This window comes from Gordonia sp. (in: high G+C Gram-positive bacteria) (assembly GCF_047602025.1).
In the GTDB taxonomy this organism is placed as follows: domain Bacteria; phylum Actinomycetota; class Actinomycetes; order Mycobacteriales; family Mycobacteriaceae; genus Gordonia.
In genome coordinates this window covers 2,628,609-2,647,748 of sequence record NZ_JASGII010000001.1, presented here as the reverse complement: position 1 = coordinate 2,647,748, position 19,140 = coordinate 2,628,609, and the positions used below count along the sequence as shown (strand labels likewise).

The following is a 19,140-nucleotide window of genomic DNA, read 5'->3' as shown; positions in this document are numbered from 1 at the left end:
TCGAAAAATGTATGACGTATAGCGGGGATCTGATGGGCAACCTGGGCAAGCGCGCGGTGATTCTGGGCGGCAGCATGGCCGGCATGTGTGCGGCGGGCGCCGTCGCGCCTCACTTCGACGAGGTGGTCGTGCTCGAGCGCGACGAGATCCCCGCCGACGCGGAGCACCGTCGCGGGGTGCCGCAGAGCAAGCACCCGCACTTCCTGCTGAACTCCGGCCGCCGGGCGATCGAAGAGATCTTTCCCGGCTACGAGGACGCGCTCATCGACGCCGGTGCGCTGCACCTGATGCCGTCGTTGGCCGCCGCCCACTGCGAGGGGTCCGGCTGGATTCCGCGGCAAGAGGGCTCGATGACGATGGTCTACGCCTCCCGCCTGCTGATCGAGCGCACGCTGCGGGCCAGACTCGCCGAGGTGCCGGGCATCCGCGTCGAGGAGGGCGTCAGCGTGATGGGCCTGCAGATCGACGGCAACGCCCGCTCCGGTGGCCGGGTGAGCGGCGTGTGGGTCGCCGGCGGCGAGGCGGGGCCGGAGCGCCGACTGCTCGACGCCGACCTCGTCGTCGACGCCCTGGGGCGCGGTTCGGCGGTCTCCGACTGGCTGCACAAGGCCGGGTGGCCCGAGGTGCCGGTGCAGTCGCTCGACGCGGGCGTCACCTACACCTCGCAGTGGTTCCAGAAGCCGGCCGACCTCCCGGAGAGCTGGTGGTGGGCCCACATGTCGGTGATGCCGACCGTCGAGCCCGGCGACCATCCGCCCGAGCACGACTTCCTCTGCCAGATCTTCCCGATCGAGGGCGACCGCGTGCTCGTGACGCTCGGTTCCTGGGGCCACCCGATGCCGCGCAAGGAGGACGAGTTCCTCGATTCGGTGCACAAGGTGCGCGCGCCGGGCTTCGGCCGCGCGGTCGACCTCTGCGAGCCGATCTCCAAGGTGTTCGTCACCAAGTCCACCGGCAACAAGCGCCGCCGCTACGACCAGGTGTCGAATCCGCCCGCGGGCCTGGTCCACGTCGGCGACGCGATCTGCGGCTTCAACCCGTTCTACGGGCAGGGGATGAGCGCCGCGGCAAAGTCGGCCCTGCTGCTCAAGACCAAGCTCGCCGACGCGACCGCCGTCGACACCCCGTTCGTCACCGACTACCTCGCCGCTCAACGCCAGCTGCTCGATGACATCTGGACGCTGGCCCTGGCCCGCGACCAGGGGTATGCGAACGCCGAGGGCACCGAGGTCGCACCGCGCTGGCGGCAGAAGCTGGCCTACCGCGCGAGCTGGCCGGCCTTCAACCACATCTCGGCGACGACCCGGGAGGATCAAGTGGTCGAGGAGCACTTCTCCCGCGTCTTCAACCTCGACGAGTCGGTGACGACCTTCGTCAAGAACCCGCGCGTCGTCGCCGGTCTCGCATGGTTCGCGGTGAAGCGGGCCTTCGGCCGGAACCGACTGCCGCTGGGCTTCGACAACCAGGCCGACCCGCCGTCGGACATCTGGCGCGACGGCAAGCCCCACCCGGGCGGGCGCGTACAACCCCTCCCCAAGGGCGCCAAGCCCGCCGGGGCCATGGCGAAAGGAGCCTGAGACATGGCTGTCTGCACCGCGGGCGACGTCCCGTCGATCATCACCCGTTACCTCGGATTCGACTGCGCGTCGGCCAACCCGGTCATCACGGTCCGCAACCCGGCCGACCTGGCGAACTGGACGCTGCCGGTCCTGGAGATCACCATCATCATCGGCGCGATCCTCGCGCTGCTGCACGCGATCCGCCGGTGGCGCCGCGACGGCGACCCGACCAACCTGACGATCTGGGTCGCCTCGCTGGTCTACCTGTTCGTCATCGAGCCGCCGCTGTACTTCCCGGAGTGGTTCCACGCCGAAGAGGCGATGGGCTTCATGTTCTCCCACAACGTCTTCACGGTGAACCTCATGTTCGACCGGCTGCCGCTCTACATTGTCGCGATCTACCCGGCGCTGAGCCAGCTGGCGTACGAGCTGGTGCGGTCGTGGGGCTTCTTCGACGGCACGACGCGGGCGGCGGTCAAGGGATCGGTCGTCGTCGCCGTCGTGTTCCAGGCGTTCTACGAGATCTTCGACCAGCTCGGCCCCCAGTTGAAGTGGTGGGCCTGGAACGTCGACGCCCCGTACTACGCCGACACGATCGCGCAGATGCAGGCGCAGGGGATCCACCCCGACAAACTCGGCAACCCGGCCGCGGTGCCGACGCTCGCCTCCGTCCCGTGGGGGAGCGTGTGGCTCTTCGCGACGGTGTCCTTCGCCGTGCTGGTGTTCCTCGCCGTCCGGCTCGTCTACAACCCGACGGTCGCGGGCCATCGCCCGCGCGGACTGTCGTGGGGCTGGCGCACCCTGGTCACCGGCGTGCTCGCCGTCGTCAGCCTGCCGCTGCTGTCCATCCCCACCGGGATCTTCGGCCGCGACGACAACGCCAACGTCACCGCGCAGCACATCGTCTACGTCACCGAGTTCTGCATCGTCTGGATCCTCGCGGGCTACGCGCTGTGGACCCAGTGGCAGCACCTGCGCCGCGACCCGTCGACCGCCGTCGCCGCGGCTCGGTCCGCGCGCCCCTTCCTGGTGGTCTTCGGACCGCTGTTCCTCCTGGTCCACCTGGGCCTGTGGATCACCGCGCTGCCCGCGTTCTTCGCCGCGAAGGACGGGATCACCGCCGACGACACGCCGATCGGCAACCTGCCCTACGTCGTCGTCTGCTTCGTCGTGGCCACCGCGGTCCTGGCCGTCGCACTCAACCGCGGACGGTCGCGGGCGGCCGAGCCGACGCTTGCGGGCGCCGCGTCGCGCTAGCGGCCTGTGGGAGCATGGCGCCATGAGGACGCGCGGCTGGCAGGGCGACCTGCCCCAGGATTCGGACGAGGCGCGCGCGCGAATCCTGGCGGCCGCGGCCACCTGCGTCGAGCGGTTCGGCGCGGACAAGACGCGGCTGGCCGACGTCGCCGGTGAGCTCGGGGTGACGCGGCAGACGGTGTACCGCTACTTCGCCTCGGTCGACGACATGCTCGTCGCCGTCGCCCAGGCCGGCGTCGACGACTTCCTGGACCGGATGCGCGTCGAGCTCGCCCACGTTCACACCGCATCCGACGCGGTCACCGAGACGATCATCTGGTGCCTGCACGCGTTGCCGGAGGAGCCAGCGATCGGGCTGATGGTGCGCACCGGGAAGACGGAGTTCTTCACCCGGGAGGCGACGACGCCGGGCGCGGTCGCGCTGGGCGCGCAGATGCTCCGCCGGCTCGACGTGGACTGGGCGGCCGAGGGCTTTGACGACGACGCGCTGAGCGGGCTGGCCGAGCTGGTCATGCGGGTGTGGCTGAGCTTCCTGCTCTACCCGGCGTCCCCGCCGCGCTCTGACGACGAGCTGCGCGACTACATCCGGACGTGGGTGTGCCCGCCGGCCCTCGCGCGGCGGTCGGTGCCCCAGCGGGTCGACCGCTAGGAAGCGGCTCCGTCGACGTTGCCGGCCCGACGGCGGCGCAGCACCTCGAGGAAGATCGGCACCACCGAGATCAGCACGATCGCGATGAAGATCGGCTCGATCAGCTTCTGGATGATCTCGAACTGGCCCAGCCAGTAGCCCAGCAGCGTGATGCCCGAGCCCCACACGATTGCACCGACGACGTTGTAGGCGGTGAACTTGCCGAAGCTCATGCGCGCCGAGCCCGCCACGATCGGGGCGATGGTGCGGACGATCGGCACGAAGCGGGCCAGGAAGATCGTGATCGGGCCGTGCTTCTCGAAGAACTCGTGCGCCTCGTCGAGGTAGCGCTGCTTGAGGAAGCGGGCGTCGGGCTTAAACATTCCGACGCCGATGGTCCGGCCGATCCAATACCCGACCTGGCCGCCGAGGATGGCGGCGATCGGGATCGCGATGACCAACAGCCAGATGTTGAAGTTGGCGTCGGCGACCTGCTGCGCGTGCTCGGCGGTCGCGCTGCCGGCGGCGATCAGGCCGGCGACGAACAGCAGCGAGTCGCCGGGCAGCACCGGGAACAGCACACCGGATTCGATGAAGATCACGAGAAGCAATCCGACGAAGGCCCACGTCCCGAAGAAGCCGATGACGTTGAAGGGGTCGAGGATGCCGGGCAGGGCGACGACGTCGCCGGCCAAAGACAAGGTGCTCACAGGCCATCAGGGTACCGGCGGGGCGCTGAGAGGGCGCTGAGGGTGGCCGATTCGCAGGTGGCGGCAAGTCGCCCGACCCGACTTGCCATACTGGACACAGCTCACAGCGACTCGCGCCGCGCGAGTGCCCGATCATCGGTTGGAGGACCGTTCCATGCCCATTGCGACTCCGCAGCAATACGCCGAGATGCTTCAGCAGGCCAAGGACGGCGGGTACGCCTTCCCGGCCATCAACTGCACCTCGTCGGAGACCATCAACGCCGCCATCAAGGGCTTCGCCGACGCCGGCAGCGACGGCATCATCCAGTTCTCGACCGGTGGCGCCGAGTTCGGCTCGGGCCTGGGCGTCAAGGACATGGTGACCGGCGCCGTCGCGCTCGCCGAATTCGCGCACGTCGTCGCCGACAAGTACGGCGTCACCATCGCGCTGCACACCGACCACTGCCCCAAGGACAAGCTCGACGGCTTCGTCCGCCCGCTGATCGAGATCTCCCGCGAGCGCGTCGAGGCCGGCGGCAACCCGTTGTTCCAGTCGCACATGTGGGACGGCTCGGCCATCCCGATCGACGAGAACCTGCAGATCGCGCAGGAGCTGCTGGCGGCCACCCAGGCGGCCAACATCATCCTCGAGGTCGAGATCGGCGTCGTCGGCGGCGAAGAGGACGGCGTCGAGAACGAGATCAACGAGAAGCTCTACACCTCGGTCGAGGACTTCGAGAAGACCGTCGACGCGCTGGGCGTCGGGGAGAAGGGCAAATACCTGCTCGCCGCGACCTTCGGCAACGTCCACGGCGTCTACAAGCCGGGCAACGTCAAGCTCAAGCCGTCGGTGCTCAACGACGGTCAGCAGGCCGCCATCGCCAAGCTCGGCCTCAAGGCCGGTTCGAAGCCGTTCGACTTCGTCTTCCACGGCGGCTCCGGCTCGCTCAAGAGCGAGATCGACGAGGCGCTGAGCTACGGCGTCGTGAAGATGAACGTCGACACCGACACCCAGTACGCCTTCACCCGTCCGATCGCCGGCCACATGTTCAGCAACTACGACGGCGTGCTGAAGGTCGACGGCGAGGTCGGCGACAAGAAGACCTACGACCCGCGCAGCTACCTGAAGAAGGCCGAGACCTCGATGGCCGAGCGCGTCGTCGAGGCCTGCAACGACCTGAAGTCGTCGGGCAAGTCGATCAGCGCCAAGGCCTGATCACCCGCACCAACGACGAGGCCCCGCCCGGTGACCGGGCGGGGCCTCGTCGTAGTCGGCGTCGTGTCCGGCGCTACTTGTCCGGGGTGCAGACCTTCCACTCGCCCTCGACCTTGCGCAGGTTGATGGCGGTGGGGGTGACCTCGTTCTCCTTGGCCGTGCGGAAGGTGTTGACCTCGACGACGGCGGTCTTGTCGCCGACGACCTTCGCCGCGCGCACGCTCTGGATGTTCACCAGCTCGTTGCGCTGCTTCTGGGCGTTGAACAGCTGCTGGTACTCCGAGTCGTCGATGCCCTCGTAGTACTTGTGGGTGTCGCCGCACGTCACCGAGCGCAGCGACTGCAGGTCGCCGTTGTTCATCGCCGTGACGTACTTGGTGGCGGCCTCCGCGGCGAGGTCGGCCTGGGCCGGCTTGCGCAGGAAGAACCAGCCACCGGCCGCTGCGCCCGCGAGCAGCAGGATGGCCGCGGCGATCGCCAGGGGCTTCTTGCTCCGCTTGCGCTTGACCTTGACCGGCTTCTCGGTCTCGGTCGCCGGGATGGTCGTCGGCGTCGCCTTGACCTCTTCGGGCTTGGTCTCGACCTTGTCCTTGACCTCGTCGACCTTGGCCTCGACCTCGTCCTTGGCCTTTTCGACCTCGGCTTCGACCTTGTCCTTGACCTCTTCGGCCTTCGACTCGGCCTTCTCCGCGACCTCTTCGGTCTTGGTCTCGGTCTCGTCGGCGGCGTCCTCGGCCTTCTTCGCCGCGGCGGCCGTGGCAGCGGCGGCGGTGGCGGCCGCAGCAACAGCGGCGGCCTTCGTGGACTTCGTGACGCTCGGCGACGACTTCTTGACGCTCGGCGACTTCTTCACGGCGACGTCGTCGGCCTCGGCGTCCTTGTCCGCATCTTCGGCGGTTGCTTCGTCAGCCTTCTCGTCCTCGTCGGCGACAGCCTCCGGCTCGCCGGATTCCGCCGCCTCGTCGGCCTCGGCCTCGGCACTGACGGCCTCGTCGGCCGCGGCGGCCGCGGACTCGGTGTCGTCGTCGGCGGTGTCCTCGGCCTCGGCGGCCTGCGCCTCGCCGGCCTGGTCGTCAGCGGCGGCCTCGTCGGCCTGCGCCTCGGCCGCGGAATCCTCGGCGTTCTCGCCGGCGTCGGCGACATCGCCCAGGTCGGCGGCGTCCAGGTTCTCGGCCGCCTCGGCCGCGGCAGCGGCATCGAGGTCGTCGATGTTGGCCTTCGGCACATCGGCGGCGTCAGTCGGCTCGTCGGCCTTCGTCTCGACCTTCGGCTCGTCGGCGACCGCGTCGATGTCGTCGAGGGGCGGCAGGTCGGCGGCCTTGGGCAGCTGGTCCTTGCCGATCACCCGGGTCGCGGCGTCGATTCCGCCACCGCCACGCGGCTTGGCCTTGTCGGTGGCCTTCTTCTTGGCGGGCGACTTCTTCTTCGCGGGAGCCTTCTTGGCACCGCGCGTCGAATCCGCCTCCGGAGTGCCGGAGTCGTCGACTTTCGTCTCGTCCGTGTCCGGGGTGTCGTCTGACTTTGCCATCGCCCGCGCCCTGCCTTTGTCCTTAGATTGCTAGCGCTCACACACTAGCGAAAACCGCGGGGTAAGACACATTCGGGATGCCCGACCGACGGGGCGATCCGCGCGAGCGCCAAGTGGTTGAATTGGGGTGTGACTTCCTTCGGAGACCTCCTCGGCCCCCCGCCCACTCTGCTCACCGGTGACGACGATGCCGAGTCGGAACTGTTGAACGGCGCCGCTCCCGCGACCGTCGCGGCCGGTTCGCCCACCGCGTCGATCGCGTGGGCCCACCTCGCCGAGGCAGCCCTCGAGGGCGTGGACGCGGCTGCCGCAGGCGCCGGCGACGTGCCGCCGGAGGTCATCGCCGCCTACGCCTACGCGCGGACCGGCTACCACCGCGGCCTCGACCAGCTGCGCCGCCACGGGTGGAAGGGCTACGGCCCGGTGCCGTGGGACCACCAGCAGAACCAGGGGTTCCTGCGCTGCGTCGGCGCCCTGGCGAAGTCGGCGAAGTTCATCGGCGAGGAGGACGAGTACCTCCGCTGCCTCGATCTGCTCAACGACTGCGACCCGAAGGCCGCCGCCGAAGTCGGCCTCGTCTAGCCCCTCAGAGCAACTCCCGCGACACCAACTCGGTGGTCACGAGCACCGCAATGGCGCTCACCGCGAGGAGGGCGACGAGTACGAACAGCTGCATGATCGCGGCGGCCGTCGTCGACGCTCCGCCCAGCACCATGCCGACGAAGGAACCCGGCATGCCGACCAGACCCACCGAGCGCGTCTGATCGATCCCCGGGATCAACGCGGTGGCCGCGGCCGGGCGGACGACGGCGAGCCGGGCGTCGCGGGGCAGGAAACCGAGTGACAGCGCGGCCTCGACCTCGCCGTAGCGGTGCGACAGGTCCTCGTGGGCGTGCTTGCCGGCCAGCGACGTGGCCATCATCGCGTTGCTGAACATGATCCCGGCGGTGGGAATGATGGCGATGCCCGTGGCCGGCACAACGCCAATGGCGACGACGGCCACCATGATCACCGCGTTCGACGCGGCCACCGGCAGCAGGCACAGCGCGACGGTGCGCAGTGGTGTGGGCGACTTCCGCAGGTGGCCACCGGTGATACGGCTGGCCGACGTCGCCGCTGCGGCGACCGCCATCAGGGCGGTGAACAGTATCGACAGTCCCAGGTGCCCGATGACCACGGCGAGAATGGCCGCGAGGGCGGACAGCTGGACCACCGCGCGGATCACCGCGACGACCGTCTCCCGACCGTGACCGCTGGAGGCGGCGACGTTGACGGCGATCGCGAGGCCCGCCAGCACGACGATCACGATGACGAGGGCCGGTCCGATCCGGATGATCGCGTCGCCGATGTGGTCCACGCGCTCATCCTGTCAGTTCGCCGCGTGCCGCCGCTATATCGTGATGCGGTGCGACCACTGAGGGGCAAGGACCGCCCGCATCCGGCGCAAGCCGTGGGGGAGCAGTGGATGCGCGCCCGGGAGCCGGGCAGCAAGGCGCTGCGGCGTCTGCCGCCGCCCTTGCAGCGGCGGGTCCGTCGCCTGCTGAACTCGGCCGTCCCGATCCTGCAGTGCGCGCTCGCCGCGGCCGTCGCCTGGTGGATCGCCACCGTGGTGTTCGACCACCACTCCCCGTTCTTCGCGCCGATCGCCGCGATCATCTCGCTGGGGCTCTCACTGTCCAAGCGGTGGCGACGGTCGGCGGAGCTGGTGGGCGGTGTGGCCATCGGCGTGCTCATCGGCGACTTCTTGGTCCAGCGGTTCGGCTCCGGCGCCTGGCAGATCGCCGTGGCGGTCCTCGTCGCGATGTCGCTGGCCGTCTTCGTCGACAACGGTCCGATCATCCCCATGCAGGCCGCGTCGTCGGCGGTCCTCGTCGTCGCACTGCCGGTCAGCGGCGCCGGCCCCGACCGGGCGATCGACGCGCTCATCGGCGGGGTCGTCGGCATCCTCATCGTGGTCATCCTGCCGACCAATCCGGCCCACCGCGCCCGCCTCGATGCGGCCCGGATCCTCGCGACGGCGCGAGACACCTGCGCGGCGTTGGCGACGGCGGTCCGCGCGGGCGACACCGCGGCCATCAGCGACGTCCACGGACAGATCAGCGGACTCCGCGGCGACTTGGACGAGATGCGCACGGACATGCGCGCCGGGCGCGAGGTCAGCGTGATGTCGCCGCTCTATTGGGGATCGCGCGCCCGGATCGCGCGCATCGCCGCCACCGCCGAGCCGATCGACGCCGCCGTGCGGAACCTGCAGGTGCTCACCCGGCGCATCGACGGGATGGCCGCGCGCGGGGAGCCGGTGCCGGCGCCGGTGGTCGAGCTGATCGCCCAACTCGCCGACGGCTACGAGATCCTGCGCGCCTTCATGCTGGCGCCGCCCACCGGCCAGCCCGACGCCGCCGACGCGGCCCGCGTGTTGCGCGGCATCGTGCGCCAGGCGCGCCCGGAACTCGTCGCGGCCGAGGATGTGACCGCGGCGTCGACGTTGGCGCAGATCCGCTCCCAGCTGGTCGACATGATGATGATCGCCGGGCTCTCTCGCACGACCGCCGTCGCCCAGCTGCACCGCTCGACGGGATAGCGCCCAACTTGCCCATATGCATGACCCCGCATATGTTGGACGCATGGGCCACTCACACGACCACGCGGGACATGCCGCCGCGCGCCGGCGGATCTGGCCCCTCGCGGTCGCGGCGGCGCTCATCGGCGGCTTCATGGTCGTCGAGTTCGCCGTCGGCTTCATCGTCGACTCGCTCGCCCTGATCGCCGACGCCGGGCACATGGCCACCGACCTGGTGGCCCTGCTGATGGGGCTGTCGGCCCTCCTGCTGGCGCGCCACGGCTCGACCACCGCCCAGCGCTCCTTCGGCTGGCACCGAGCCGAGGTGTTCAGCGCCGTCATCAACGCCGTGCTCCTGCTGGCCGTCGGCGCCTACGTCCTCTACGAGGCGATCGAGCGCCTCGGCTCGCACCCGACGGTCCCGGGGCGCACACTGATCGCCGTCGCCCTGCTTGGCCTGGCGATCAACGTGATCGTGATGGTGCTGCTGCGCGCCGACGCCAAGGAGTCGATCGCCGTGCGCGGGGCCTACATGGAAGTGATCGCCGACGCCCTCGGCAGCATCGGCGTCCTCATCGCCGGCGTGTTCGCACTCTTCACCGGATCCGGCTATGCCGACATCGTCGTCGCGGTCCTCATCGCCCTGTGGGTCGTGCCGCGCGCGCTGCGCCTGGCCGGCGACGCGCTGCGGATCCTGAACCAGCAGGCGCCCAAGGACGTCGACGTCGACGCCGTCGAGGCCCAGCTGGCCGCCATTCCCGGTGTCGTCGACGTGCACGACCTGCACGTGTGGACGTTGACCACCGGCATGGACGTCGCCACCGTCCACGTCACCGCCGACGCCGACGGCGCGCCGGTGCTGGCGGCGGCCCAGGAGATCCTCGCCGACCACGGCCTCGAGCACGCGACCGTCCAGGTCGAGACCGGCGGGCGGTCGGGCTGCCGCGACGCCGAGCTCAGCTGGTAGGAACCACCAACCGCCACGGGATGTGGTGCGGGTAGAACGTCGACCGTGGCACCGGCCGCGGCGTGAGCACCCCCTCGCGCTCCACGAACACCTCCGGTCCACCGGTCTGCACCGCGCGGCCCGGCGTCCACCGCGTCGGCAGCACGCGACGGGCGACCCGGCCGCGCAGCCCGGGCGCCGAGGCCAGGGGTTCGATCTCGACCGCGATCGCCTCGCCGTCGAACAGCCGGACGTCGTCGAGGTATCCCTCCCCGCGCAGCGGCCCGCCGTCGGCGCCGACGTGCCGCGCCCGGCCGACGACGACCGATGCCGCGTCGTCGCGGATCAGCGGGAACTCGCGGGCCGTGCCGGCCTCGGCCAGCGCGCGGGCGGCAGCGCCACCGGGCAGGCCGTGCACCCGCGTCGCCCGGGTGGGGCGGGGCGGGACATAGGCGATCTCGACGTCGAGGCGCTCGGCCACCATCAGCCGTGCGACGACGGCGCCCAGGAACGCATCGGGGTGGCCGCAATCGCCGTCGACGACGAGCCGGACCGCCCCGCCGGCCAACGCCTCGTCGACGAGGCTTTTGACCGCCGAGCGCAGCGGCAGCAGACTCCAATCGGAGATCGCGGGCGGCGTCAGGACGGCAGCGGGCACGCGCAATAGCGTAGCCGCGGCGCAAACCAAGTAGGGTTGGGCCGGATTGTCTGGCGAACAAGGAGTCTGACGCATGCCTGCGATCGTGCTGATCGGCGCCCAGTGGGGCGACGAGGGCAAGGGGAAAGCGACCGACTTGCTGGGCGGCAAGCTGCAGTGGGTCGTGCGCTACCAGGGCGGCAACAACGCCGGGCACACCGTCGTCCTGCCCGACGGCGAGTCCTTCGCGCTGCACCTCATCCCGTCCGGAATCCTGACGCCCGGCGTCAAGAACGTCATCGGCAACGGCGTCGTCGTCGACCCCAGCGTGCTGCTGTCCGAGCTCGCCGGTCTGGAGAAGCGCGGCGTCGACACCGCCAACCTGCTCGTCTCGGCCGACGCCCACCTGCTCATGCCGTACCACGTCGCGATCGACAAGGTCACCGAGCGCTTCCTGGGCAACGCCAAGATCGGCACCACCGGCCGCGGCATCGGCCCCTGCTACCAGGACAAGATCGCCCGCGTCGGCGTGCGCGCCGCCGACGTCCTCGACGAGAAGCTGCTCGCCGAGAAGGTCGAGGCGGCGCTGGAGATCAAGAACCAGATCCTCACCAAGATCTACAACCGCAAGGCGCTCGAGCCGCAGGAGATCACCGACGAGGTGCTCGAACTCGCCGAGGGCTTCAAGGGGCGCATCGCCGACACCCGACTGCTGTTGAACCAGGCGCTCGAGCGCGACGAGACGGTGCTGCTCGAGGGCTCGCAGGGCACCCTCCTCGACGTCGACCACGGCACCTACCCGTATGTCACCTCGTCCAACCCGACCGCCGGCGGCGCATCGGTTGGCTCGGGCATCGGCCCTGGCCGCATTTCGACCGTGCTGGGCATCCTGAAGGCCTATACGACGCGCGTCGGGTCGGGTCCGTTCCCGACGGAACTGTTCGACGACGCGGGGGAGTACCTGGCCAAGGCCGGCGGCGAGGTCGGCGTCACGACCGGGCGCGCGCGCCGCTGCGGCTGGTTCGACGCCGTCATCGCCCGCTACGCCACCCGCGTCAACGGCATCACCGACTACTTCCTCACCAAGCTCGACGTCCTGTCGGGGCTCGACGAGGTGCCGATCTGCGTCGCCTACGAGGTCGACGGCAAGCGCTTCGACGAAATGCCGATGACGCAGTCGGACTTCCACAAGGCCAAGCCGGTCTACGAGACCATGCCCGGCTGGTGGGAGGACATCTCGGCGGCTCGCTCCTTCGACGAACTTCCCGCGAACGCCCAGCGCTACGTGCTACGACTCGAAGAGCTGTCCGGCGCCTACATGTCCTGCATCGGCGTGGGGCCGGGCCGCGACGAGACCATCGTCCGGCGCGCCATCGCCTGACGCCTCGCTGACGGGACCGATCGGAAGGAGACGCGGCAATGCCGTTTGCCTCCGCGCGCGACTACGGATCGGTCCTGCTCGGGTCCGCCACCGACAGCCAGCTGGTCAAGCGGATCCGCACCCAGACGCTGTTGACGTCCGCGATCGTCATCGCCAACGTCATCGGCATCGCGGTGGCGGTCGTCTTGCTGACCGTCGGGATCCCGGTTCCGACCATCTTCCGACCGGACACGGTGTGGCTCAACTTCGTGGCCGCGCCGATCTACGTGGTGTTCTCGTTGGCGTTCGGGGTGGTGACCGGCACCTACTTCACCGTCCGCGATCTGCGCTGGGCGATCCGCGGTGAGAAGCCGACGGCCGCCGACGCCAAGAACGCCCGACGGGCACCGCGGCGCCTGACCGCCATCCAGGGCCTGCTCTGGATCGGCGCCACCATCGGGTTCACCGTCGCCTACGGCATCATCGACGCCCAGCTCATCCCCAAGGTCTTGTTCGTCCTGTTGTTCAGCGGCACGGTCGTGACCGGTATCTCGGCCCTGTTCGTCGAGTTCATCCTGCGACCGGCCGAAGCCGAGCTCATTGAGGCGGGATTCACCGGCGGTCGGCGTCGGCTGCGCGGCCGGGCCATCTCGGCGTGGCTGGTCGGCTCGGGCATCCCGATCGTCGGGATCCTGCTGGTCGGCCTGTTCACGCTGCTCTTCGACAACATGGGCAAGCACGACATGGTGATCGCGGTGTGGATGATCGGCGGCGTCGCGCTCTTCACCGGCCTGCTGCTGACGGTGCTGTCCAACATGAGCGTCGTCGGGCCGGTGCGTTCGGTCCAGGAGGGCATGCGCCGCGTGCGCGCCGGGGACAACGACGTCGACATCGTCGTCTACGACGGTTCCGAGCTCGGCGACCTGCAGCTCGGCTTCAACACGATGGTCCACGGGTTGCGCGAGCGGGAACGCATCCGCGATCTCTTCGGCCGCCACGTCGGCCAGGACGTCGCGGCCGCTGCGCTGCGCGAGGACCCCGAACTGGGCGGCAGCGAGCAGATCGTGGCCACCATGTTCATCGACGTCATCGGTTCCACGACGCTGGCCGCCACCCGCAGCCCGTCGGAGACGGTCGCCATCCTCAACCGGTTCTTCGGGGTCATCGTCCGGGCGGTCGAAGACCATCGCGGCCTGGTCAACAAGTTCGAGGGCGACGCCGTGCTCGCCATCTTCGGGGCGCCGCTGCACCTGGAGGACCCCGCGGGCGCCGCGCTGGCGACCGCCCGCACGATCGCCGCGGCCCTGCCGGCCGAGGTCCCGGAGCTGTCGGCGGGCATCGGCGTCGGGTACGGCAGGGCCGTCGCCGGCAACGTCGGCGCCATCGAGCGCTTCGAGTTCACGGTCATCGGCGATCCGGTCAACGAGAGTGCCCGTCTGTCCGAATTGGCGAAGCGCGATCCGCGTCGACCGCTGGCCTCGGAGGTCGCCGTCGGGGCCGCCGACAAGACCGAGGCCGCCCACTGGGAGACCCTCGACGCCGAGGTCCTGCGCGGCCGAACCGAGCCGACTGTGGTGTGCGCCGCGCGGATGGGTGCGAGTGACGTGCACTCAAAGAAAACGGGGAAGTAGGATTCACAACATGACTAGCGATGCCACGCCGTCGGTGCCGTCCGTGCTGGGCACCCCCCTGACCGATTCCGCCGTCCGAGTGTTGCTCCTGGGCGCCGGTGAACTGGGCAAGGAGCTCACCATCGCCTTCCAGCGACTCGGCGTCGAGGTAATCGCCGTCGACCGCTACGAGGGTGCGCCGGCCCAGCAGGTCGCCCACCACTCCGCGGTCATCGACATGACCGATCCGGCGGCCGTCACCCGGGTGGTCAAGAAGTTCAAGCCCGACTTCGTCGTCCCCGAGATCGAGGCGATCGCCACTGCGGCCCTCATCGACATCGAGTCGAGCGGTCTCGCCCGGGTCATCCCGTCGGCCTTCGGCGCCGACGCGGCGATGAACCGCGAACGCGTGCGCCGACTGGCCGACGAGGAGCTGGGCATCCCGGTGCCGCCGTACCTGTTCGCCGACTCGCTCGATGAGTTGAAGGACGCCGCCGCCACCATCGGCTACCCGTGCGTGGTCAAGCCGATCGTGTCGTCGTCGGGCAAGGGACAGACCGTCCTGTCGGGCCCCGCCGATGTGGAAAAGGCCTGGGAGGCCGCCAAGACCAAGGCGCGCGTCAGCAACGACCGCGTCATCGTCGAGGGCTTCATCGACTTCGACTACGAGGTCACGCTGCTCACCGTGCGGTCGGTCGACCCGGCGAGCGGTGAGGTCATCACGCAGTTCTGCGCGCCCATCGGGCACCGCCAGGAGGACGGCGACTACGTCGAGAGCTGGCAGCCGCAGCCGATGGAGGCCTTCGCCATGGCGTCGGCGACGTCGATCGCGGCCCGCATCGCCACCGCGATGTGCGGTGACGTGAACGGCCGGGGCATCTTCGGCGTCGAGCTGTTCGTCAAGGGTGACGACGTCTACTTCTCCGAGGTCAGCCCGCGCCCGCACGACACCGGCCTGGTCACCCTGGCGACCCAGCGGGTCAGCGAGTTCGAACTGCACGCCCGGGCCATCCTCGGCCTGCCCTGCGAGGTCACCCTCGCCTCGCCCGGCGCCTCCGCGGTCATCTACGGCGACCGCGACGAAAAGGCGGTCGGGTACGCCAACGTGGCCGCCGCGCTCGCGGTGCCGGAGACCAGCATCTGGCTGTTCGGCAAGCCCGAGTCCACGCAGCGCCGCCGCCTCGGCGTCGTGACCGCCACCGCCGACGACATCGACGAGGCGCGGGCGCGCGCCACCGCGGCGGCCGGCAAGGTCGGCATCGTGTCGCCGCCGAAGGCGAAGCCGGCCCCGGCGAAGAAGACGCCGGCCCGCAAGCCCGCTGCCAAGAAGGCCGCTCCGAAGAAGCCCGCGGCCAAGAAGTCTGCGACGAAGAAGACTGCGGCCAAGACTGCGACCAAGAAGCCTGCGGCAAAGAAGTCGCCGGCCAAGAAGTCGGCCGTGTCGGCCGCAGCGGTCACGGCCGCCGCGGTAACCCCCGCCGCGACGCCCGCGGTGGCCAAGTCCGAGTAGCCGCCGGTGTCCTTCACCGGTGAGGCCCTCGTCGGTCTCGCCATCCTCGTCGGCCTGGTCGGCGTCGTTGTGCCGGTGTTGCCCGGCGGGCTGCTCATCCTCGGAGCGATCGGCGTCTGGGCTTTCCTCGTCGGCGGCTGGGCGTGGGCCTATTTCGCGGCCGCGGCCGTCTTCATCGTCGCCGCCGAGGTGATCAAGTACTACGTCGCGGGTCGCACCTTGAAGTCGGCGGGCGTGCCCAACACGACGGTCCTCGTCGGCGGTCTGTGCGGCATCATCGGCTTCTTCGTCGTACCGGTCATCGGCCTGCTGCTGGGCTTCATCGTCGGCGCCATGGTTTCCGAGCTGGTGCGCGGGTGGAGTTTCGAGAATGCCTGGCGCGGCGCGTGGGCCGCGACGAAGGCCGCCGGCGCGAGCATGCTCGTCGAGCTGTCCGGCTGCCTGATCGCCACGGTGATCTGGCTCGTGGGGGCCTTCGTCTACTAGGTCAGGCCCGCGCACTCATCCGGGTGGGTGGCGAACGCGTGGAGGACCAGGTCCTCGATGCGGGCCGACACGTCGTGGTCGGCTCCGTCGACCCAGTGCGCGAGCTGGCTCTGCTGGATGGCCAGCAGCGCCCGCGCGTAGGCGTCGGCGTCACCGGGCCGCACCGATCCGTCGGCGATGCACCGTTCGAAGAGGCGCCGCTGGGTGTCGAAGGTCTGGTGCCAGATCGGGGAGAACGACGGACTGTCCGCCGACCAGGCCCGGCTCTCGCGGAGCTCCATCTTCAGGTAGTTGGGATGGTCGATGAAGTACTGCGTCGCCCCGCGGACGCCGAGGACCAGGGTCGCCAACGGTGTCGTGGCCGGCGCGGCGACGACCTCGGCGCGGGCCACCAGCGCCCGCCGGTGGCGGTCGCACACCGCGTCGATGATCTCCTGCTTGCCGGCGAAGACCGAGTAGAGGGTGCGCGGCGCGATGCCGGCCGCCGCCGCGATGTCGTCGACCCTGGTGCCGTCGATGCCGTCGGCGAAGAGTTCCTCGGCACATTCGAGAATGACCCGGCGATAGGCCTCTTGCTTCGCCATGCGGGAGCGGCTCGGTGCCGACATTCGCCCTCCCGACCAGTCGATTCGGTCAAGTCCGCCACAGTGGGGACTTCCCGGTAGTAGTTTCTAACATCATCATGTTAATTCAGTGCGGCCGCGCACGGCAGGAGTCGGAAGAATGAGCAAACGCGTCGTGGTGTGGGGGACCGGGTTCGTCGGGCGGATGGTGATCGCCGAGATCCTCGACCACCCGGATTTCGAACTCGTCGGAGTCGGCGTCAGCAACCCGGACAAGGTCGGCCGCGATGCCGGCGAGCTGTGCGGGCTGGACCAGAAGACCGGCATCGCGGCGACCGACGACGTCGACGCCCTGATCGCCCTGAAACCCGACGCGCTGGTGCACTACGGCCCGACCGCCGCGCACGCCGACGCCAACATCGACCTCATCGGCAGGTTCCTGCGGGCGGGCATCGACGTGTGCTCGACCGCGATGACCCCGTGGGTCTGGCCGCAGATGAAGCAGAACCCGCCCAACTGGATCAAGCCGATCGAGGAGGCGTGCGCCGACGGCAAGGCGTCGTGCTTCACCACCGGCATCGATCCGGGCTTCGCCAACGACCTGTTCCCGATGACGTTGATGGGCCTGTGCTCGAAGGTCCGCACCGTGCGGGCCTCCGAACTGCTCGACTACACGAACTACGAGGGCGACTACGAGTCGGAGATGGGGATAGGCCGCGAGGCGGACTTCACGCCGCTGCTGGAGTACCCGGAGATGCTGATCATGGCGTGGGGCGCGACCGTGCCGATGATCGCCCACGCCGCCGGAATCGAACTCGACGACATCACGACGACGTGGGAGAAATGGGTCACGCCCACCGATCGACAGACCGCCAAGGGCGTCATCAAGGCCGGCAACGTCGCCGCCGTGCGCTTCACCATCAACGGCGTCTACCGGGGTGAGACGCGGATCCAACTCGAGCACGTCAACCGCATCGGGCGCGACGCGGCGCCGGACTGGCCGTCGGGCACGACCGACGACGTCTACCGGGTGGACATCGAGGGCACCCCGAGCATCTCCCAGGAGACCGCGTTCCGTTTCACCGACGGATCGGGCCGCGACGCGGCGACCGCCGGCTGCCTGTCGACGGGGCTGCGCGCGCTCAACGCGGTCCCCGCGGTGAACGACCTCCCGCCCGGGTGGGTCACCCCGCTGGACCTGCCACTGATCGCGGGGCACGGCACTATCCGGTAGCCCCGCCTATCTCGGCCGGCCGTAGCCGACGACGCCCCGCTCGGTCGCGTGGTCGAAGCCCTGGACGCCGATCCCGCCCGGCTCGTTGCCGCCCACGGTCGTGACCCGGCCGCCGTCGACCACGACGACGATGTTCGTGTGCTGTCCCCACTTGCTGTCCGACTGGTAGAGCGCCACGTCGCCGGGTTTCGGCAGGTACTGCGGGCCGCGAAACCGGCCGGTCGAGCGGTAGTAGTCGGTCAGGGTGGCGACCCCGGGGATCCGCCACGTCCCGCTGTTGGGATTGGTCAGCGGCACCCCTGCCCGGCGCATCGTCGTGCTCACGAAGTCGGCGCACCACGGCTCGGTGATCCCTTCGGCGTAGTACTCGCCCGGCTGCGGATCGTCGTACTCCGCGCGGAGCACCTCGATGATGCGGCGTCGGGTCGGCGTCAGCGCGGTGGTGTCGACCGTCGGGAACGGCGGGCGCAGGCCCAGGGCGCGGCGGATCCGATCGTGCTCCTGCCAGGCCACCAGAGCGGCGGCCACCACCGTCGCGATGACGACGAGCGCGAGGATCCGGCTCCCCGCCCGTCGGCCCGTGGTGCTCATGGATCCGATGGTAGCCATGGCCTGCGGGACTTCTGTGAAGTCGCTGCGAAGGGCCGATCTGGCTAACCATCGGGCCGACGATCGCGACATACTCTCTGGCATCGGCCGCACCCCGCGGCCGCACACCTAACAAGGAGGCGAGAAGCCATGCGCAACTCCACCAACATTCGCCGCGGCCTGATCGCTGCCGGCGCCTCGACCATGCTGGCGGCCTCGGCCGTCATGGCGGCCGCACCGGCCAACGCGGCCGGCCCGGGCGAGCTCCAGATCCGCGGCGGCATCGAGTGTCACTTCGGACAGAAGGGTTCCACCTGGAACAACCTCTGGTACCAGGTGCGCTGGATGACCGTCGTCAACGTCGGCGGCTCGACCATGCGCAACGTGAGCCTGCAGGAGATCAACGGTCCGCGCGTGACCGTCCGGGAGATCAAGCCCGGCAAGTCCATGTCGAAGTGGAACACGAAGACCAAGCGCTGGCAGCGGCCGATCGAGACCCGCTGGCCCGGCTGCGTCCCCACGTCGATCAGCGGCTACACCTGGGGCGACACCTACGACGACCTCGGCAACAACTTCGGTTACTGGAGCACCAACATCGACCGTCCGGCCAACCCGCGTATCCCGGCTCCGCCGGCCACCGGGTCCTGACAGGTCGTAAACCTGCCAGGTCGAGTGAATCGCGACGAAGGAGCGATTCGTATCGAGACCCGACAGTTACGAACAAAACCCCACACCGAAAGGTGTGGGGTTTTGTCACGTTCTGTCGGGT

19 protein-coding genes are annotated in these 19,140 nt (G+C 69.6%); 13 read left to right on the top strand and 6 right to left on the bottom strand.

Annotated features, from left to right (window positions below):
• The first annotated feature begins 11 nt into the window (after window positions 1-11).
• From QM728_RS13340 to QM728_RS13330, 3 genes are read left to right on the top strand one after another with little or no spacing between them, the layout of a single operon-like run.
• Window positions 12-1,577, top strand: coding sequence for an FAD-dependent oxidoreductase (locus QM728_RS13340; protein ID WP_415032490.1), 1,566 nt, complete (start codon window positions 12-14; stop codon window positions 1,575-1,577).
• 3 nt (window positions 1,578-1,580) lie between these two features.
• On the top strand, window positions 1,581-2,816 hold the full coding sequence (locus QM728_RS13335; protein WP_415032489.1) for a hypothetical protein: 1,236 nt from the start codon (window positions 1,581-1,583) through the stop codon (window positions 2,814-2,816).
• Window positions 2,817-2,838: 22 nt separating this feature from the next.
• Window positions 2,839-3,465, top strand: coding sequence for a TetR/AcrR family transcriptional regulator (locus QM728_RS13330; RefSeq protein WP_415032488.1), 627 nt, complete (start codon window positions 2,839-2,841; stop codon window positions 3,463-3,465).
• On the opposite strand, the gene QM728_RS13325 is transcribed toward QM728_RS13330, so the two are convergent.
• Complete coding sequence (locus tag QM728_RS13325) at window positions 3,462-4,154, bottom strand: VTT domain-containing protein (protein WP_415032487.1); 693 nt, start codon at window positions 4,152-4,154, stop codon at window positions 3,462-3,464. The genes QM728_RS13330 and QM728_RS13325 overlap by 4 nt on opposite strands.
• Before the next feature lie 154 nt (window positions 4,155-4,308).
• Here QM728_RS13325 and fbaA point away from each other — a divergent pair, with 154 nt between their 5' ends.
• A complete protein-coding gene (fbaA, locus tag QM728_RS13320; RefSeq protein ID WP_415032486.1) occupies window positions 4,309-5,349 on the top strand; it encodes a class II fructose-bisphosphate aldolase in 1,041 nt (346 codons plus the stop codon).
• A 73-nt stretch (window positions 5,350-5,422) separates the two neighbouring features.
• Here the strand turns inward: fbaA and QM728_RS13315 are convergent, their stop codons facing one another.
• Window positions 5,423-6,877, bottom strand: coding sequence for a hypothetical protein (locus tag QM728_RS13315; protein WP_415032485.1), 1,455 nt, complete (start codon window positions 6,875-6,877; stop codon window positions 5,423-5,425).
• A gap of 129 nt (window positions 6,878-7,006) precedes the next feature.
• On the opposite strand from QM728_RS13315, the gene QM728_RS13310 reads away from it, so the two are divergent.
• Window positions 7,007-7,459 (top strand): DUF3151 domain-containing protein, encoded by a 453-nt coding sequence (locus tag QM728_RS13310; protein WP_415032484.1) that lies wholly within the window; start codon window positions 7,007-7,009, stop codon window positions 7,457-7,459.
• Between the two features lie 4 nt (window positions 7,460-7,463).
• Here QM728_RS13310 and QM728_RS13305 read toward each other — a convergent pair whose 3' ends face one another.
• The gene (locus QM728_RS13305; protein WP_415032483.1) at window positions 7,464-8,234 is read right to left on the bottom strand and encodes an ABC transporter permease; all 771 of its coding nucleotides are present in this window, start codon (window positions 8,232-8,234) and stop codon (window positions 7,464-7,466) included.
• A gap of 108 nt (window positions 8,235-8,342) precedes the next feature.
• Between QM728_RS13305 and QM728_RS13300 the strand changes: the two genes are divergently transcribed.
• Together QM728_RS13300 and QM728_RS13295 are read left to right on the top strand one after the other, a co-directional pair.
• A complete protein-coding gene (locus tag QM728_RS13300; protein ID WP_415032898.1) occupies window positions 8,343-9,458 on the top strand; it encodes an FUSC family protein in 1,116 nt (371 codons plus the stop codon).
• Between the two features lie 43 nt (window positions 9,459-9,501).
• Window positions 9,502-10,404 (top strand): cation diffusion facilitator family transporter, encoded by a 903-nt coding sequence (locus QM728_RS13295; RefSeq protein ID WP_415032482.1) that lies wholly within the window; start codon window positions 9,502-9,504, stop codon window positions 10,402-10,404.
• Here the strand turns inward: QM728_RS13295 and QM728_RS13290 are convergent.
• Window positions 10,394-11,041 (bottom strand): hypothetical protein, encoded by a 648-nt coding sequence (locus tag QM728_RS13290; RefSeq protein ID WP_415032481.1) that lies wholly within the window; start codon window positions 11,039-11,041, stop codon window positions 10,394-10,396. The two genes, QM728_RS13295 and QM728_RS13290, sit on opposite strands and share 11 nt — an antisense overlap.
• A 73-nt stretch (window positions 11,042-11,114) precedes the next feature.
• Between QM728_RS13290 and QM728_RS13285 the strand changes: the two genes are divergently transcribed.
• Genes QM728_RS13285 through QM728_RS13270 form a run of 4 tightly spaced genes read left to right on the top strand, consistent with a single transcriptional unit; the run spans window position 11,115 to window position 15,986 of the window.
• The gene (locus tag QM728_RS13285; RefSeq protein ID WP_415032480.1) at window positions 11,115-12,401 is read left to right on the top strand and encodes an adenylosuccinate synthase; all 1,287 of its coding nucleotides are present in this window, start codon (window positions 11,115-11,117) and stop codon (window positions 12,399-12,401) included.
• A 38-nt stretch (window positions 12,402-12,439) separates the two neighbouring features.
• Window positions 12,440-14,011, top strand: a complete 1,572-nt coding sequence (locus QM728_RS13280) for an adenylate/guanylate cyclase domain-containing protein (protein WP_415032479.1) — start codon at window positions 12,440-12,442, stop codon at window positions 14,009-14,011.
• 10 nt (window positions 14,012-14,021) lie between these two features.
• Window positions 14,022-15,500, top strand: a complete 1,479-nt coding sequence (purT, locus tag QM728_RS13275; RefSeq protein ID WP_415032478.1) for a formate-dependent phosphoribosylglycinamide formyltransferase — start codon at window positions 14,022-14,024, stop codon at window positions 15,498-15,500.
• 6 nt (window positions 15,501-15,506) lie between these two features.
• Window positions 15,507-15,986, top strand: a complete 480-nt coding sequence (locus tag QM728_RS13270) for a DUF456 domain-containing protein (RefSeq protein ID WP_415032477.1) — start codon at window positions 15,507-15,509, stop codon at window positions 15,984-15,986.
• Here the strand turns inward: QM728_RS13270 and QM728_RS13265 are convergent.
• Window positions 15,983-16,570, bottom strand: a complete 588-nt coding sequence (locus QM728_RS13265; protein WP_415032476.1) for a TetR/AcrR family transcriptional regulator — start codon at window positions 16,568-16,570, stop codon at window positions 15,983-15,985. The genes QM728_RS13270 and QM728_RS13265 overlap by 4 nt on opposite strands.
• Before the next feature lie 139 nt (window positions 16,571-16,709).
• Here QM728_RS13265 and QM728_RS13260 point away from each other — a divergent pair, with 139 nt between their 5' ends.
• On the top strand, window positions 16,710-17,783 hold the full coding sequence (locus QM728_RS13260; protein ID WP_415032475.1) for a dihydrodipicolinate reductase: 1,074 nt from the start codon (window positions 16,710-16,712) through the stop codon (window positions 17,781-17,783).
• 6 nt (window positions 17,784-17,789) lie between these two features.
• Here the strand turns inward: QM728_RS13260 and QM728_RS13255 are convergent, their stop codons facing one another.
• A complete protein-coding gene (locus QM728_RS13255) occupies window positions 17,790-18,374 on the bottom strand; it encodes a CHAP domain-containing protein (RefSeq protein WP_415032474.1) in 585 nt (194 codons plus the stop codon).
• A gap of 147 nt (window positions 18,375-18,521) precedes the next feature.
• Here QM728_RS13255 and QM728_RS13250 point away from each other — a divergent pair, with 147 nt between their 5' ends.
• Window positions 18,522-19,019, top strand: a complete 498-nt coding sequence (locus QM728_RS13250; RefSeq protein WP_415032473.1) for a hypothetical protein — start codon at window positions 18,522-18,524, stop codon at window positions 19,017-19,019.
• Window positions 19,020-19,140: the final 121 nt, after the last annotated feature.